Origin of the sequence: Vibrio sp. SG41-7, assembly GCF_014164465.1 — a bacterium.
Taxonomy (GTDB): domain Bacteria; phylum Pseudomonadota; class Gammaproteobacteria; order Enterobacterales; family Vibrionaceae; genus Vibrio; species Vibrio splendidus.
The window spans coordinates 1-16027 of record NZ_JACJFF010000114.1; the positions used below are offsets into that span (position 1 = coordinate 1).

Annotated in this window: 16 protein-coding genes; 13 read left to right on the forward strand and 3 right to left on the reverse strand. The window is 41.4% G+C overall.

Going from position 1 to position 16027, the window contains the following annotated elements; all coding sequences use genetic code 11:
- Window positions 1-123 precede the first annotated feature (123 nt).
- Entirely contained in the window at window positions 124-1212 is a 1089-nt protein-coding gene (locus H5300_RS21140) for a phospholipase D family protein (RefSeq protein ID WP_182796791.1), read from the reverse strand.
- Window positions 1213-1404: 192 nt separating this feature from the next.
- Between H5300_RS21140 and H5300_RS21145 the strand changes: the two genes are divergently transcribed.
- The 4 genes from H5300_RS21145 to H5300_RS21160 all read left to right on the forward strand — a co-directional run bounded on the left by H5300_RS21145 (window position 1405) and on the right by H5300_RS21160 (window position 4195).
- Complete coding sequence (locus H5300_RS21145) at window positions 1405-2640, forward strand: integrase family protein (protein ID WP_182796792.1); 1236 nt, start codon at window positions 1405-1407, stop codon at window positions 2638-2640.
- 92 nt (window positions 2641-2732) lie between these two features.
- The gene (locus H5300_RS21150; protein WP_182796793.1) at window positions 2733-3116 is read left to right on the forward strand and encodes a hypothetical protein; all 384 of its coding nucleotides are present in this window, start codon (window positions 2733-2735) and stop codon (window positions 3114-3116) included.
- Window positions 3117-3161: 45 nt separating this feature from the next.
- Window positions 3162-3662: a hypothetical protein gene (locus H5300_RS21155; RefSeq protein WP_182796794.1), complete on the forward strand. Its 501-nt coding sequence runs from the start codon at window positions 3162-3164 to the stop codon at window positions 3660-3662.
- 101 nt (window positions 3663-3763) lie between these two features.
- A complete protein-coding gene (locus H5300_RS21160; protein ID WP_182796795.1) occupies window positions 3764-4195 on the forward strand; it encodes a DUF2787 family protein in 432 nt (143 codons plus the stop codon).
- Window positions 4196-4884: 689 nt separating this feature from the next.
- Here the strand turns inward: H5300_RS21160 and H5300_RS21165 are convergent.
- Window positions 4885-5766 carry a YafY family protein gene (locus tag H5300_RS21165; RefSeq protein WP_182796803.1) on the reverse strand — a complete coding sequence of 294 codons (882 nt, stop codon included), beginning with the start codon at window positions 5764-5766 and terminating at the stop codon, window positions 4885-4887.
- Window positions 5767-6034: 268 nt separating this feature from the next.
- Here H5300_RS21165 and H5300_RS21170 point away from each other — a divergent pair, with 268 nt between their 5' ends.
- On the forward strand, window positions 6035-6301 hold the full coding sequence (locus tag H5300_RS21170) for a hypothetical protein (protein WP_182796796.1): 267 nt from the start codon (window positions 6035-6037) through the stop codon (window positions 6299-6301).
- 172 nt (window positions 6302-6473) lie between these two features.
- Window positions 6474-6698: a hypothetical protein gene (locus H5300_RS21175; protein ID WP_145565893.1), complete on the forward strand. Its 225-nt coding sequence runs from the start codon at window positions 6474-6476 to the stop codon at window positions 6696-6698.
- A gap of 115 nt (window positions 6699-6813) precedes the next feature.
- Here the strand turns inward: H5300_RS21175 and H5300_RS21180 are convergent, their stop codons facing one another.
- The gene (locus H5300_RS21180) at window positions 6814-8118 is read right to left on the reverse strand and encodes a hypothetical protein (protein WP_182796797.1); all 1305 of its coding nucleotides are present in this window, start codon (window positions 8116-8118) and stop codon (window positions 6814-6816) included.
- 257 nt (window positions 8119-8375) lie between these two features.
- On the opposite strand from H5300_RS21180, the gene H5300_RS21185 reads away from it, so the two are divergent.
- From H5300_RS21185 to H5300_RS21215, 7 genes are all read left to right on the forward strand, one after another.
- The gene (locus H5300_RS21185) at window positions 8376-9527 is read left to right on the forward strand and encodes a tyrosine-type recombinase/integrase (RefSeq protein WP_182796798.1); all 1152 of its coding nucleotides are present in this window, start codon (window positions 8376-8378) and stop codon (window positions 9525-9527) included.
- A 10-nt stretch (window positions 9528-9537) separates the two neighbouring features.
- A complete protein-coding gene (locus H5300_RS21190; RefSeq protein WP_016797470.1) occupies window positions 9538-9717 on the forward strand; it encodes a hypothetical protein in 180 nt (59 codons plus the stop codon).
- Between the two features lie 114 nt (window positions 9718-9831).
- On the forward strand, window positions 9832-10269 hold the full coding sequence (locus tag H5300_RS21195; RefSeq protein WP_182796799.1) for a hypothetical protein: 438 nt from the start codon (window positions 9832-9834) through the stop codon (window positions 10267-10269).
- A gap of 70 nt (window positions 10270-10339) precedes the next feature.
- A complete protein-coding gene (locus H5300_RS21200) occupies window positions 10340-13054 on the forward strand; it encodes a hypothetical protein (protein ID WP_182796800.1) in 2715 nt (904 codons plus the stop codon).
- A gap of 163 nt (window positions 13055-13217) precedes the next feature.
- The gene (locus H5300_RS21205) at window positions 13218-14054 is read left to right on the forward strand and encodes a hypothetical protein (protein ID WP_182796801.1); all 837 of its coding nucleotides are present in this window, start codon (window positions 13218-13220) and stop codon (window positions 14052-14054) included.
- Window positions 14055-14136: 82 nt separating this feature from the next.
- On the forward strand, window positions 14137-14748 hold the full coding sequence (locus tag H5300_RS21210) for a hypothetical protein (RefSeq protein ID WP_182796802.1): 612 nt from the start codon (window positions 14137-14139) through the stop codon (window positions 14746-14748).
- A 242-nt stretch (window positions 14749-14990) separates the two neighbouring features.
- Window positions 14991-16007 carry a DNA methyltransferase gene (locus H5300_RS21215; RefSeq protein WP_310736176.1) on the forward strand — a complete coding sequence of 339 codons (1017 nt, stop codon included), beginning with the start codon at window positions 14991-14993 and terminating at the stop codon, window positions 16005-16007.
- Window positions 16008-16027 lie beyond the last annotated feature (20 nt).

The following is a 16027-nucleotide window of genomic DNA, read 5'->3' on the forward strand; positions in this document are numbered from 1 at the left end:
ATTTTGAGCCAAAGGTTGAAGATAACTTCCGAACTGAAAGCGACTAACAACGGGTCTTTGACCCGTATCCGGACTTTCAGTCCGTAATACTAACCCACCTACTTTAGTAGGTGGTTGTTAAGTTTACGACGCTATGCAGTCTTCAATTTTACTGATTAGAAAGTCACCAAATTCTTTAGTTATCTGGACTTTGTCGTTACCAAAGTTGAGTGTACCAAGAGTGAAGTTTCCTGATTTCGTTACTGGAGTTTTAGGGTATAGCTGGCGGAACTCTTCTAATGCTGTATTACGTTTAATGTCATGCTCCCACCATGAACCACCGAAATCACAGCTGCGATTTTGTCCTTCCATATACCAAGGCCATCGTTCTTTCCACGCTTCTTGCTGAATTTCATCTTCGGTTACCGGGAATAGATCGCCAGTGACCTTGAAATAACTTAGTAATGAGCCTGAACCTACACCAGTTGTAATTACAATATCTCCTTTGGTTACACCTTTGGGTTTCTTCTTCGAGAAGTGTAAATTTTGGTGGAGGTCTGAAAAGTCTTCTCGTTCTTCAAGTAGTACTGGTTCTTCACGAGTGCCAATCGGTTTTAAGAAGTAAAGTGGTTCTTTATCTGGATCACTTTCCGATGAGTAAACTCGTGGCAGGATGTCGATGTTTGCTTTGGGCTCTTTCGTTTCCCATGCTTTTTGTGCAATGTATTGGTCAGCAAACATCACCGCTTTTCTGAGTTGAGTTAACGTTAATTCTTTAAACTCAATTGCTTCGAATACCTCATCTACGAGGTTGTCTAGGTGTTCGCTATGTGATGATAAAACTCCCCATTCATGGTTATGCTTTAAACCATTATTAGTGAAGTTGGCTGATGTAATTATTGCTTGATGTTCGTGGGCATTAGTTATGACGTAGATCTTTCCGTGAAGGCTGTTATCTATGTGAACTTTTGCTTTTACTGTTGGATATTTTGTCTGGAAATATTTGAGAAAATCTAGTAACTGCTTTGGTTTGGTTAGCTGTTCAGGATCGTTGGCTTTGAATGTGGTTACAAGCTCAATACTCTTTACTGAGTTGAAGTTAAATCCCGCAAGGAAGTTAGTCATATCTGAGGCTAAGAACGGTGAAGTAATAAGAAGCCTATTTCCACCTTGATCGATCAATCCTTGCAAGTCATGGTGATGGGAACCTGTAATATTCGATATTATTTTCATTATTATTAGTGCCTAGGATGAAGTTCTTATATTCCATCATATTTAATGGAGTGATGTTATGCGTCTAAATCAAATGGCGATGGTCAATTTTTGATAATTAGATTTTTTCTTCATCAAGTATTGGTTCAGGTGCATATAAATACCGTTCAAACTTATATTAATTAATTGAATATTTAGTTAACGGAGGTTTGAATGAGCAAATCACAACGACTCACCACCACTTTCCTCAACAATTTAAAACCCAATCCCACAACTTCAAAATCCACCGATTACGAAGTCAATCTATCCGCTATGAAAGACTCCGGTTTACCTACTGGTGTTCGCTGCTTAGTCGGTAAGTCTGGCGGCAAGCGGTTCCTGCTTCGATATACAAGCCCTGTTACTGGTAAGAAGGCGTCGGTAGGTTTAGGAAAGCACCCTGAAACCTGCATCATTACCCTGCGTAAAATTGCTAAGGAATACCGTCAGCAGATTCTTGAGGGTATTGATCCGAAGATCGAGCGTGATACTGAAAAGACTGATTCGTCTATGACCCTTGAACGGTTTTTCAATGAGGTCTATCTTCCTCTTCAAAAACAACGTCGTACATGGAAAGATGATGTCGCACGATTCCGTCATGCTAAGTCTATCCATCATGTTCCGATTAATGAACTAACCGCTGCGCATATCGTGAAAGTGCAGATGGAAATGCAAAGTAAGATCAGCAAAACCACTGGTAAGCCTTACGCAACCGCCAGTATTTGCCGGGTATTAGCACTTCTCAAGTCGATAAATAAACATGCATACCGTCTTATGGATTGTCTGTTGGTTGCAGATAAAGTCAGCTTACCGAAGTTGGATAATATCCGCACAGGATACCTCACCGAAAATCAACTGAAGGACTTTGTTCGTCATGCTTTGGAGTATCCAGATAAACACACAGGATCGTTCTTAGCGTTGCTGTTTTTGACTGGATTAAGGGATCGTGAATTAAGGTATTTAAAGCACGAATCGATAAATTGGGAACAGAAAACTCTGTATATAAATCGAACAAAAAATGGTCGTGACCACATTATTTATGCAAGTGATTACATGCTCTCTATTTTGAAGTCGATACCTAAAGTGACGAATAATCCTTATATCTTTGCTGGACGTCGAAAGTGTAAACCTATCAGCCCTGCTAGACACGCATTGAAAGTGATCAAGGAGAAGATGGGACTGCCTGATATACCAGGAGATAAAGCCAATATAACCCTGCACAGTGCCAGACATACACTTGGAACTTTGCTTGCGGCAAAAGGAGTGCCTTTACATGATATTGCTAAACAATTGAATCACTCCGAGATAGGTATAACGAGTAAGTATTATGCCAAGCATACCGTTGGTCGTAGGCGTAAAATTGGCTCACATCTATCGGATATGGTTAGTGGTGATATTCCACTTGAATAGACTGAGTAATACTTAAAACAAATCATTTGAAAAAGCCCTCGTACAGCGACTAGCTGGACGAGGGCTTTTTCATTATTAGAAGGAAATTCACGATGAAAACAGTAAGCAATTTTGAAGAAATTCAATCACTGCCAATGCCTGATGATGTGAAAGTAAAACTACTCGAACATTTGATAGAGCCATTCGGTGATGAAGAAAGTACGAAAGCGTTCTGGGATGAGGTTGGCACCACTTTGTATTTGATTGAAGCCGACGATACCGATGAAACCTTGAGTAAAGAACCGGAAGGCGATCAAAGCTTTCTACGCTTTGTCACTAACTACCCTGAATGGGTTTTATTACTAAATGATGATGACTGTCCTTGGCTACTTGCTGTTGCCATTGTTACTACGGCAGGTAGTGGGGTGTATTGCTGTGCTCCAATGAACAGTCCAACGTTCCCTGTCGTCAAGCTTGCTGATCAAGCTGAAGTTTAACTCTGAATCTAATCTTAAAAGTCACTAATAGTATGGAGGTGCCCCATGGCACGTAAAACCAATCAAAAAGAAGAAGTCGTTCAACCTGAAGTGGTAGAAGGCAATGAACTTGCAACGGTCGTTAAAGATGTACCTGTAGACCATTTCGCTAATATTGTGCTCGATGGTAAAGCGAAGAAGTTATCACCTAAAACCCAGAATCATGTGTTCTATGAGCTTTCGGTACATGATGATCTAAATGCTCTATTCCTTAGACTTTCGGGTAATGAAGGTGGCGGTCTTCATAGTAAAGAGTGGGTAGCCTTTGAAGATATTGTCGCTGTGTTAAATGAGCAAGACGACAAGCCGTTTAAAAGCACTGTACTTAAATCTGTGTTCAAGGGTGGGTCTGCTAATAATGCTGGATTTATGGCGGCGGCACTGCGTGGGTTATTACTTATCCTGCCGTCAGAGAAATCGGTGTTTCTCCACGTTCTTGCGCCTGACTACGAGCAACGTCGTGATGAACTCATGTCATTAGTGGACGGTGAAACCGAGGCTAAATAACCCTAAAAGCACATCAATCCTTGCCGACCAAGTCACTTCCCAATTTTCATACCACGCACTACCCAAGAGTGTATTCCTAACAAATTAAACGAGACTTTATTATGAAACTATGCTTTTCAAAGAATAAGCTGACTTTACCTGTCAGTGTCGATCTTCAAGATACTTTAAACCGAGTGATCAGCGAATCAGGTAAATGGACATCTATGATCCAATCGATCGTGATTAACTTTCGAGAAAAATCATACAGTCCTGAGAACGGTGGCTACCACCCTGTCGAAATCAGGCTTGTTCGACTCTATGACCAATGGGTATTTGATTACATCACTGACTTTGCGTATTGCGGTGGTCCCTATCCCGAACTGGTTAAAGAGGTGGATTTCAACTTCGGATGTGGGACAGCGAGTTTTTCCTATGTTCCAGAACTGCCGATAACAAGTAGTGAGGTAATGGAGTTCTACTCGATGTGGGAATCCAACTTTCTCAGCTACATTGGAATGGACTGCTTTGATGAAATAAAAGTCACGGTGGATTAGTCTATCAGTAGCAAACCAAGTTGAAAGCACCATGTATGAACCATAAAACTGCAGTGTCACTTCCTAGTGAAATCAAGGCTTCCTATTGTGCCATGCTTGTCATGGTGTGATGGGAAGCCTTTTTCATTGGAGTAAGTTTCTACAACGTTTTGCCAATCCGTTGAGTTCAGGGTTCAGAGAAGATGAAGTGACTGGCTTATTATGGGCGGTGGAAACACCAAGGAAAAGAACTCTAATTTTAACGGGGTTACTATCTTCTTGCTGGTGTTTTGACATTAATGACTCCCATTACTATTTTGAAGTAATGGGAGCGTTTTTATAGACTAAAACCTAGAACTGGTATGGCTTCCTTGCCTAACCTGAGCTGAAAGTCCTTATAATTAATTTAATAATATAAATATATTAAACTTAGCTAAAAGCTCTGTTCTAATCTATTAAAGTGTTAATTTTCGCGGAGTAAAAATAGGGCATCTAACACTTTTCCTTACCCTGTATCGGTTGGTCATTTCATCAAGTCAATCACTGTGCTTGTTACGCATCGACAGGTTTAATTTGGGTGCATAGTGGTCAGTTTAAGCTACGGGCTTGGTTGGTGATTGTCGGGTGGCTTCATTATGTCAGGCGCTGATACTGAGAGCGACTCAACCAGAAGTTTGCAACACATCACCTTACAGCTATCAGAGTGGTTTCTATTTGGTTGATTCCAGATAGGTTTGTAACTCCTGCTTCAACTTGTATCTCACCCAATCGGGTGACAGCACTTCGACATCAGGAAGCCACGCTTTGAGTAAGCGGAGTAATGTTTGAATGTTGCTAGTCGTATAGCTTGTCAATACACCACTGGAATCTAGCTCTTTTAACACTCGAAAGTCATTGGGATTATTTTCTTTGAAGAAGCTTTCACTGACTCTTCCGTTAATCTGTATAACCACCTCAACGGGATGTGGCAACTCATCCTCATATCCTCGACCAGTGAGCTTGTGTTCAATATTTAGGTCAGGAGAGTATTTATCCTCGTATCGCACTAACTCACGAATCTTCGCCACTCTGAGAGACTCCAGGTGGTTTCTGTGTGTTCCGGCTAAGTACCATTGACCACGGTCATTCAAAAGTTTGTAGCTGTGGAACTCATCGTAGGTTTTCCCATGGCAACTAAAGCTAATCACGTTCCGGCGTTGTATCGATTCGATAAGTTTCTCGAACACCGAAACATTTTTACTGATGTCTTCGATTTGCGGATTCTTGAATAGAAAGGGCGGAGTACTCTTGTTGTTCAGTACGCCATTACTTAGGTAGTGCTTACCGGAAAACAACGTATCGAATCCCATTATCATCAGTAGCAATGACACTTCATTATTGCTCTGCCTACCTAGAGCTTGTGGGTCAAGAAAGTAACAAGCACCGTCACGCTGGATGGGTAAGTAATTTAACCGTTCGTTGAAGTCCCGTTGAAGCGTTCTTTCACTCACCCTAAATTCCCGGCTCAACTCTTCCAGATACAGTTTCTCACCCGTATTTAAACGGGTCGGGATGATGCCAAGTCGTTTCGCTAGTTTGTCATGCTCTTTCATCCTACGCATTGTAAATAGGTCGCTCGTCAGGTGGTGTCGCACTGAGAAAGAACCTGATTATTTCTAGCGGATTTTCATAAGGTTACTGATATTGCTATAGCTTTCATTAGTTACCTCAAGGCATGCCTTACAAGGCATTCATCAATCATTTCAATATTTCTACACCTGAGCGACACACCCTGTCGTTCACCCTCTTTAAACTAATCATCAATCACGTTAACGCTGTCTTTACCAGCGGCGTCATTACGTATTTAAGGAAAAAACAAAAATGAAAAAATCAATCATCCTGCTTGGTCTAACCTCACTTTTCGCATCTTCAGTATTTGCAGGTGGGACGTTCGGTGGTAATCCGGGCGATATCTCGAAAATGAAAGAACTGCTAGAACCACAATGGAATGGTAAAGCAGGCATTCAGAATACAGCGTCTTACGGAGTTATCGTGCAATGGAAAGCGGATGTCTGCGGAACCATGAATGGTCATGTCACTGATGTAACTCAATGCAGCCCAGATAGCCCGAAAGGCAAAGCACAATAAGGTTTGTTGTATTGGTCAATTTAGCTCGACGTTGGTGTAAGACTTGGAACTCTCGACATTAACACTGGACTAGGTTGAACGGTATAACATCACTAAGGGTCATGTTCTTCATTGAGCATGGCCCTTTCTTCGTTTGTAGCAATGAAAATTGCAGAGAAATAGAGGTAATACAATGATGAATTTATTAACACTGGGGCAATCATCGCTACCGATGAAAGCGATTGAAATTGAGCGTGAGTATCCAACGACTAAGGTAAAAATTCGCCCTAGTACATCTGGTGCTATGAAGGGTTTGGCCATAGGGGCTAGTATCGGCCGCACGTGTGGAGCCGAAGCCACTGTAGTCGGAGCTGTAATTGGTGGCTGCGTGGGAGCATGTGTCGGCCCTGAAGATTAAAGGGGTTGGGGTAAGTGAGAGCTGTGGCTCTCACTTCTTCGTAATTAGGATTTTGCTTTAATGCTTATGACATGAGGTCTGAAGGTGTGTATGTCTTTAGTCAGTAGGGGATTAATTATATATGGTTCGGGTTGTTTTTTAGGAAGTACGATGGCATACGTTTTTTAGTATCTAGCTCTAGATATCGAAGCACTTTTTTATCTACAACAACCTTCGCGTTTTGTTTTCCTCTTACTTTATGAGCTTGGAAAAGACATGATTGGTATTCCGATGTGCTGAGTTCGGACAAAATATGATGAAGTGAGTCCAAGGTTTTTATAATACCTTGATGGTTGTAGCTATTTGTATTCGTGCTTAAGCGGTAAACACTATTGTTAAGTGGTTTGTTTTTTTGGATGGTGAAGTTTCCATCCATGCAATCTAAGTTAAAAGGTTGGTGTAAATTTTGTCGTTCCCCTTTTGAGGTTACGACTTGGTATCTGATCTTTGTATAGAGTGCTAGCAATGATGTACTAGCTTGATTTGTTGTCGAATTTTTAGTGCTTATTACTAGCTGGATTAAAATGATGTTACTTTGCTTTTTTACATTAATTGTATAAATGAGATTTGAGTGTGTTTTCATCACTTCTGCAAGTTCATGGGCTGCATTTGGTGACAACTTGATTGGAGTGTATCCAGTACAATCATGTGACTTTATAGCCATAAAAAGTATTGGCTTTTGGTCCACTTCCGTTTCTTCTTTTTCTGGTCTTTCCAGTACGAATATTTCAGCTTGCAATGGTGTTGAATAAATAGCCCATTCTGAAATAGGGTGGCTTAATTTTCGATATATATTCTTCCTATACCATGAGACAGAATCGTCAAAGTTAATCTTCTCATTTTTGAAAGAAGCATTTTTTATAGCTTCGACAATTCTATCTATAGCGGCTTTATAATGGTTAGGGTCATTATTGATGAAAGCGCTGAATGCTCTTATAAATCCTATATTTCTCTCGTGCCATGGTGGTACATCACTGTCATTGATTTTTAGGTAGGTACTTGCGAATCTAGATTCTCCTTCCGGTCTTCCTTCTTTCAAACAAGACTTTTCAATTGTTAGGTGGCAGTCGTATACATTGACCCCTTTCTTTAATGCTAGAAACTTAACGGCGTTCTCATATTTATCTTTCTTTTCAGGTGCGTCAGCTTCTTTATATTTCTTTAAGTAGGTCGAGAACGCTGATTGATTTGGGAGTGTAAGAAGGTCCGAAGTTGCTTCTCTTAAAGTCAGAATGGCTTCCCGTTGGCTTATTTTAAAATGAAAAATTATCGTAGCGATTAGCTGGTGTTTTACACGCGTATCAATATGTTTTTCATCAATATTAGCTTTAACGTATAACGTTAGGCGGCGATGTGTATAGGTGGCTTGTTTTCTAGGCATTCTTTGTTCCAAACTTTAAGTCAATCCGCAGTAGGATATCAGCCTCCTAATACTCAATCAAATATGTACCCATCTCTGAATTCAATCAAATTTGTACCTATCTTCATTTCTGTTTTGTCGATTAAGTGTCTGTTTTTATTCATTTTTGAATTAATTGTGACATGTATTTCCTCGCTTGAGCTGACTTTCCCTCTATGAGCGATTTATTTAGATATACGTGAAAATCATTCCATCGATTCAATAACAGAGTGATTTAGATGGATTCTCTCAGGTTTTCCAAAGCAGTACTGGATAACTTGCCCCGCCCCTCAAAAGGTGAGCAGGCTATAGAGTACCGAAGTGATGCCAACTCTCGTCTTCGTTTACTCGTAACTGCATCAAGTAAACGCTGGATAGTTCGCTTTGGTTGGAAAGGTCAACGGTACTACGAGTCGTTTGGTACCTACCCTGAAATGAAGTTTGCTGACTTTGAGAAGTTGGCTTACCAGTTTATTGCTGATGTTCAGTCTGGTGCCTACCGCAAAGGTAGTCGCCTGACTGTTCAGCAGTTCTTTGATGAAGTACTCGTGCCTTTCAGTCGACGTCACCACCGTGATCATAAAACTTTTCAGTCTCGTGCTAAACGTGTCATGGCGGCTATAGGTAATAAACGTATTGCTGATGTAACTCGTCGTGATGTGGAGAAATTTCTTCATTCATTAACAGACCTATCGCCAGCCACGGTGAACCGCTACCAAGCATTTTTATCCAAGCTGTTCTCTATGGCAGTAGAGCACGACATTATTGATAAGAGTCCAGTAAAGGGCGTTAAAAAGCTGGCGGAGAACAACGTTAAAGAGCGCGTGTTATCCGCTAAAGAAATGGAAAGCTTTTGTCGTCATGCTTGCGCTGAACCTAACTTCATTCATGCCAGTGCATTACTGTTAAGCCTGCTTACGGGTATGCGCATTGGTAATGTGATTAGCCTTTCCCGTTCAATGCTTTCCGATGATCTGTCGTCTGCTTGGTTGCCTATGACTAAATCAGGTAAGCCTCAGCGTATTTACTTATCTGAGCCAGCACAGCGACTTATCCGAAAGTGTCTCATGGTTTCTTTCAATGATTGGGTGTTTCCATCACTGAAGAACCATGGCGAGCACATTGCGTACCCACGGGCTTGTATGGAGCGTATTCAGCAAGCCATGAAAGCGGAAGGTTCACTAGAAGCGCCTTTCACTATCCACGATCTACGTCGTACCTATGCGACCCAAATGCTGATCGCGACCAATGATATTCGTTTAGCTCAACAGAGCCTTGGTCATTCTAATGTGAGCGTCACAGAGCGCTATGCCTATTACCAAAATACTCATTTAGCACAAGCTTCTCAGAAGACTGTTGAAGCGATGCTACCTAATTTTCAATTTGACTAAGGAAAACCCAATGAAAAATGCATTAACAGTAGAAGAATTTGCAGCGGCATACAGCCTTAATCCTGCAACGGTAAGAACCAATGTAACTCGCCAACCTGATTCATTGCCGAAAGTTCTGCGAATAGGTCGTAGCGTTCGTTTTTTGAAATCGGAGATAGCTAAGTGGGAGGTGGCATTACTCAATAAATAGAAGAAATGTAATCGAATTAATTTTACCCCTAGCGTTGAGACAGGTGTCTCTTCGTTAGAAGAGGCATCTGTCTCATGCTCTTTAACAATTTGGAATTTTAATAGGATAAATATCATGACTACTTCTACATCTGTATTTGTAAAAACAAACCGTGGCGTTAAGAACCTAGCTTTAGCTAAAAGTGTAATCGGCTCTGATGAGCGCGTGGTTGTGTTGGACTCGAACTGTAACGTTATGCATTACCAAAAAGGTGCGGCGGCGGAAACTCTGTTTGAGCAAATCAAAAAATCCATTAAGCCATGTGAGGGTGCAACGTTGATCCTTGAAAATGGTAGTTGGATTCATGTTGACTCGATATCTAACGTATTTATTTCTGAAAAATCCGGCTCTCTGCTTATTACAGCGAATAAAGATGACAATCTGTTAACTATGTTTGCGGCAGATGAGTTCTCGGATCTAGAAGGTCTGTGTGACGTTCTATGTGATGCATTGTGTGACTATAACGATGGTAAGGCTGTGCCTGAAATCTCTTGGTCTGAGTACAAAGCATAAGCATTGAACATAACCGAAACCTGTTAAAAAGACGCCAAGTGGCGTCTTTTTACGTATTGGAGATAAAAAAATGAGTGAAACATATGATTGGCTTGAGCAGGATACCAGTATCACTATTGGCAATCTGACTGAAACTGGTTGGGAAGAGTGTGATGTTGAAAGCGAGGATAGTTGGGAGGCTCAAGAGTCGGTTGATGTGAAAGATGTGCCTTTTAAAACGGTGAAGCCTAAAGCTAAGCCTTATATCGGCAAGAAGCCCCCGAAGAAAGTAAAAGTTAAGCGTAAGAAACGAAAGGCAACTCCTTTCTTTGAGCGACCTGTAATAGCTATCGATACAGAGTACACCGAGTCTGATTGCGGAGAGTACAACAGTATCTTGAGTTATCAACTTGCTGTTTTGTATAAGGGTCTGCTTTCAACACTTATCTTGTATCCTGAATCGACTAAAAAGTCTGGTCGTTTGGCATTGGATCGATGTTTGGTTCAAGCCATCGAAAAGGCAATGGATGAAGGTGTATTAGATACTTTTCCGACTGACGTAATTCTTTGTGCTCACTGGTTATCGGCTGATCTGTTTAACTTCAGTAAAGCGTTTGATCAGTTAAAGACACATGTAAGCGGATTGCGAAAGACGGTAGCGAGCCTTGACGATGTATATGGACTAGAGCTTGATAAAGTGATGTCTCGCCGCATCGATAAGGAACCGCTTCAGGTCAATACCAAGTCGCGTAATAAGAAAACACTCTACATCACTTTCTTTGACACTATGCTGTTATCGCCGAATGGTTCGTCACTTTCATCGGTGGGTGATTTGCTTGAGATCCCGAAAGTCGAGATCCTTGAGCCTTATTCTATTTCTCGTATGGATGAGTTCTTGGAAGCTGAGCCTGAAAAGTTCGCTGAATATGCTTTAACCGATGCGATTATTAGTGCTCGCCACTTTGAGCGCGTTTCTCTCTTTTGCCAACACACATTAGGTTTAAAGTCGGTGCCATTCACTATTGGTGGCATTGCCGTTAAAGCTTTTGTGAATAGCTTGGAAGATAAGCGCGGTTATCGTGGTTTATTTGGTTTTGAGAAAGTGACTAAAGAAATTTGGCCATCAGATCGAAATAAGCCATTAACGATAACAAGGGATGTACCCGTTGCTGCACGTATGACATTAGAGGGCTTTGCAACCCAGTGTTATCACGGTGGCAGAAACGAAAGCTTTATCGCTGGTCCCACTCAAGTCGATACTTGGCGAGATTATGATATACCGTCCTGTTACTCGGCGATTACGTTAGGTCTACGTGAGCTAGCGAATGAGCAAATGTATATGACTCAGGACTTACATGACCTGTTCAACGACAAGTGTGCCATGGCATGGGTTGAGTTTAAGTTCCCTGAGAATACTCGCTTCCCAAGCTTGGCGGTTCGTTCAGATTATGGTTTGTTATTTCCCATCACTGGTGAAACATATGTTACAGGTCATGAGTTGGAAGTCGCATATAACCAAGGCGCTGAGATCACCATTAAGCAGGCATTCGTCATTCCATGGAAAAATGATGTGCGTATTTTCGAAGATTTTATGAAATGGGGTCGAGAGAGGCGTAAGTCATTTGTTAAAGGTAGCTTTGATGAAAAATTAACCAAAGAGATGTTAAATAGTTGTTATGGGAGAATGGCACAATCACTTCGCCCCAAAAGTGCGTTTGATATACAGGCTGGATACTCCAAGCAATTGCCACCATCGACGTTGACGAATCCTTTCTTTGCGGCTTATACGACGGGTCTTGCTAGAGCTATGTTAGGTGAGATGCTTCATAGCATGCCCGATGAGAAGGTTGTTGTGTCTGTTACGACGGATGGTTTCTTAACCAATGCTGAATTAGAAGAAATAGACCTATCAGGTCCTATCTGCCAGCGGTTTAGGGAATTATATCATCGAATAGATCCATCGGGTGGTGAAATTCTAGAACTGAAGCATCAGGCTGAACAGCTAATAGGCGCTAAAACCCGTGCTCAATATACCGTTATAGAGAGTGAAAGCTTTGAACCTGTATTAGCGAAAGGCGGCGTGAAGGTAGATCCAACAGTAGCAGATCAAAGTGCTCATATGGTGGATATGTATTTGAACCGTGCTTTTGATGACAAAGTTGATGGTAGCTACCTGACACCGAATCGGATGCGCTTTTTAGAACATAAGGATTTAATGCTTGAAAAGCGTTCGATTTTTTTGAACATGGAATACGATCATAAGCGAGAGTTGTTGAATCCAAAAATGCTCGATGTCAAAGACCTACAGCATATAGCTTTGGAAACTAAACCTCATTATTCGTTGGACGATATGCTGTTTACTCGTCTTCGTTTTGACCGTTGGCGAAAACAACATTGTTTAAAGACTTTAGAGGACTGGTATAACTGGCAGGACCGCCTAGCAATGGCGAAAGCTTCTAATAATAAGTCTTTAAGACTTAAATCTGATGAAACATCGGATAGCCTAATGGCGCGTCTATTTCTGCGCTTCTACGCCCATGAACAGGGCGGTTTATCTAAATCTGACATAAATGCTAATCAACTTGCCTTATGGCTGACGGATCAGGGTTATCCAACCAAATCGACGTTAGTACGCTCGGCAGGTAAATCTAAGCTAATTGAAGCAGCAGTACCGTTAACGGAGCTGACTATCAAATTAGCCATTCTAATTAAATCGAAGTTTCCCAGCTTCGAAATCGAAAAACTCTTTGAACCTATAGCTCGTGAATCGCTACGAGCAGCGCTTAGCAGCCAGCTAAGTTCGTAAATATCAATTATAGATGAGCCTTTATCCCCAAAGGCTTTTCCCTCTGTATGTCATAGCACCGTAGGGGTATTAAGACAGCAATCCCACACGCAATGACCTTTATTCAAATTCATAGCCGTCATTCCGGCGGTTTATCCAATTTTTAATATTTAAGGAGCCTATCGTGGCTAAATCTAAGAAAAATCCCATCGTAATTCTTCGTGGTAAGAAATGTTCAGTTTTCCCAAGTGATAAGGAAGCAAGACCTTACTATTCGGGTAGTAAAGGTGTTAAAGGTACCAAGGGCTGCGCTATTTTTTACAAGTGTCGTACCGTTGAAGCTGGTATGCGCGACTTAAATTTATTTCAGAAGTGGGAGTCAATAGCTCCTGAATTTAAGGTGCGTAACATGACGGCTCCCGAAGCAAAGGTAATCATTGCTGCAATGGATGCGAACCCTGAGCAATTTATGGCTGATCAATTAGCGTTGGTTGAAGCAGAGCGTAAAACAGCACTCGAAAAAGAAGAGGAACAACGTAATCAGCCTAGTCTAGTTGAATCATTAAGAGCTTCATCTAAGCGAGCTAGAGAGCGTGAGTGGGAAAAGATTCAAGAGAAAAATGAGCTAAATAAAAAACATGTGAAGTTTGATTGTGATTTGGGTTCGGGTGGTAAGTCATCTCAGATCAAGAAAGTTTCTGGCGGCGTTACTCAAGTAGAGCATGAGATTGGCACTAAGGCACCACAAAAGCGACTAGAACTTGGATATGCGGCTCTTAAACTAGCTGATGATGCTCTTAAGCAAGGTGCAGATACCGTCGAAATACTCGGTCTGGATGTCTCTGTGGTAAACACGCTGACTGCATGGGCTTCGAAATGGAAGCTACAAGATTGGAAGGCTTCAAGCGGTAAACCGTTGGCGAACATTGAACTTGTTAAACCTATGGTGGCGCTTTACGACGCTATTAAAGTTAAAGTCTCTCTAGGTAAACGTGAAGAAAGTGAATCATTACCTTTCTAAATTTCTAGCCCTACTAGTCTGACAGGCTTGCCCTGTCTGGCTAGTGGGGCTTTTTAGATCTTATTATTAGGAAAAATAAATCATGAAAAACGTTTATCAAATTGAAGACCTAGAATTCCCTTCTCGCACCGCTGCTGCGCGTCACTATGGTCTGAACCCTAAACTAGTTAATGAGCGCGTTACCAAGTTTGGCTGGACACTAGAGCAAGCCCTTGAACTGGAACCTCGACCTAAAGGTGACTACCGTAAGAAAGTTGTTATAGACGGCACTGAGTACTCAAGTATGCGTCAGGCTGCTAAAGAGCTTGGTGTGGCGCAAAGTACACTGATGAATCGTATAAAGTCTGGCATTGCTGCTGAGGAGGCATTGTCTGGTTCGCTCGCCGAGCGTGAGAAGTTGAAAGGGCAATCTAAGCCAATGTTCTACCAAGGTAAGCTCTACCCATCTTCGCGTCATTTGTTGCTTGCTAATCCGACACTGGTTGCTGGTGGTGATTTGGGTAAGGCTGTTACTTCGCTGAATGACAAGGCTCGTCGGGCTAAGAACAAAGGTGAGATTGAGAATCTGTCGATTGATGAGATTTCGACTAAGTATGGTTTGTCTAAGATGCGGTATGTGGATGAGTTTGATGATTGGAAGGCTTCGCTAGGTATGATTAAAACAGAGTTAGTAGGTTTGTTCTTTTCTATCTGATGTTCTAGATCTTGAAAATCGCTATGTGTGATTGTTTTGTATGTTATCCCTAGCTATTCATATGTCTATCTTTTGTGAAGGGTTTCCTGCTTCAACATTGCAATTCTTTCATCGCTTGATATGCTCGGTTAGAATGACATTCAATTATAAATACACTTCCACGTCATCCAATTAACTATCTGAATAGTAGTAATTTTTCTGTTTTTGGTTGTTTGGCTGTGAAACTTATCAAAGGTGAATACGTGTCACGTTTAACAGACCTAATAGCTCAGGCTAAAGCTAAAGATCCTATGATGGGGGTTGACTTGGAGCGAGAGTTCAAATCTCTTTCATCTCGACGTTCATTCGGTTTGAATTTCGAAAGACATAGACCTGAAACAGTAGAGTTACCTCAGCGCCCCGTTAGGAAGGGTGATAAGGTTCATGTACTTCCACCTAGAGGTGAAACGTCAAAGGGTGATCAACGAATCTGGACAGTTAAGCGTTTTGAAACTGTTGGATCTCAAAAAATAGCACACTTAGTGGAACGTGATGCCCTTGAACCTGAAATGAAACATGTTGATGCATCTGACCTTGTCGTTGTTGCTGAATTTCGAGATAAGATTTATCCCGGCTTAGTTAGTACTGGTAAAGTTGAAAATGGCAGTGACAAGCCATTTCATTCAGTTATCAATGGTGAGAACTATCATGCATTAAAAGCTCTAACTTTTACTCATAGAGGGAAGGTTGACGCAATTTATATCGACCCACCATATAACTCAGGTGCGAAAGACTGGAAGTACAATAACGACTATGTAGAGTCTGAAGACTTGTATCGTCATTCTAAGTGGCTGGCGTTTATGGAGCGTCGCCTTAAATTAGCAAAACAATTGTTGAACCCACAAGCTTCTGCTTTGATATTAAGTATTGATGAGAAGGAATACTTAAGAATAGGACTTCTTCTAGAACAGGTATTTCCAGAAGCAAAAATACAAATGGTTTCTTCTTTAATAAATGCAAAGGGCATTATTCGAGCGAATGAGTTCTCTAGAACTAATGAGTTTATTTATTTTGTCTTCATTGGAGGGCAAGAAATTTGTCCAGAGATAACCACTGATAAATCTAAGAAAGTACGATGGGCTAGCTTAAGGAGAACGGACTTAGAGTCAGCTAGAGGTAAGCGTTCACCGAGGTATCTTGACTTACCATTCCTGAAGAAGCATGTGCAGTTTATAGATCAAAAACGTTCGGGTACGGTTTCTTCTCAACGACTGACGTGATGATTTCACTCAGAACTGAC

Bases quoted from the DNA above. Each gene is read 5' to 3' on its own strand.
- H5300_RS21140 (WP_182796791.1), bottom strand. From the start codon at position 1,212: ATGAAAATAATATCGAATATTACAGGTTCCCATCACCATGACTTGCAA.
- H5300_RS21145 (WP_182796792.1), top strand. From the start codon at position 1,405: ATGAGCAAATCACAACGACTCACCACCACTTTCCTCAACAATTTAAAA.
- H5300_RS21150 (WP_182796793.1), top strand. From the start codon at position 2,733: ATGAAAACAGTAAGCAATTTTGAAGAAATTCAATCACTGCCAATGCCT.
- H5300_RS21155 (WP_182796794.1), top strand. From the start codon at position 3,162: ATGGCACGTAAAACCAATCAAAAAGAAGAAGTCGTTCAACCTGAAGTG.
- H5300_RS21160 (WP_182796795.1), top strand. From the start codon at position 3,764: ATGAAACTATGCTTTTCAAAGAATAAGCTGACTTTACCTGTCAGTGTC.
- H5300_RS21165 (WP_182796803.1), bottom strand. From the start codon at position 5,766: ATGAAAGAGCATGACAAACTAGCGAAACGACTTGGCATCATCCCGACC.
- H5300_RS21170 (WP_182796796.1), top strand. From the start codon at position 6,035: ATGAAAAAATCAATCATCCTGCTTGGTCTAACCTCACTTTTCGCATCT.
- H5300_RS21175 (WP_145565893.1), top strand. From the start codon at position 6,474: ATGATGAATTTATTAACACTGGGGCAATCATCGCTACCGATGAAAGCG.
- H5300_RS21180 (WP_182796797.1), bottom strand. From the start codon at position 8,118: ATGCCTAGAAAACAAGCCACCTATACACATCGCCGCCTAACGTTATAC.
- H5300_RS21185 (WP_182796798.1), top strand. From the start codon at position 8,376: ATGGATTCTCTCAGGTTTTCCAAAGCAGTACTGGATAACTTGCCCCGC.
- H5300_RS21190 (WP_016797470.1), top strand. From the start codon at position 9,538: ATGAAAAATGCATTAACAGTAGAAGAATTTGCAGCGGCATACAGCCTT.
- H5300_RS21195 (WP_182796799.1), top strand. From the start codon at position 9,832: ATGACTACTTCTACATCTGTATTTGTAAAAACAAACCGTGGCGTTAAG.
- H5300_RS21200 (WP_182796800.1), top strand. From the start codon at position 10,340: ATGAGTGAAACATATGATTGGCTTGAGCAGGATACCAGTATCACTATT.
- H5300_RS21210 (WP_182796802.1), top strand. From the start codon at position 14,137: ATGAAAAACGTTTATCAAATTGAAGACCTAGAATTCCCTTCTCGCACC.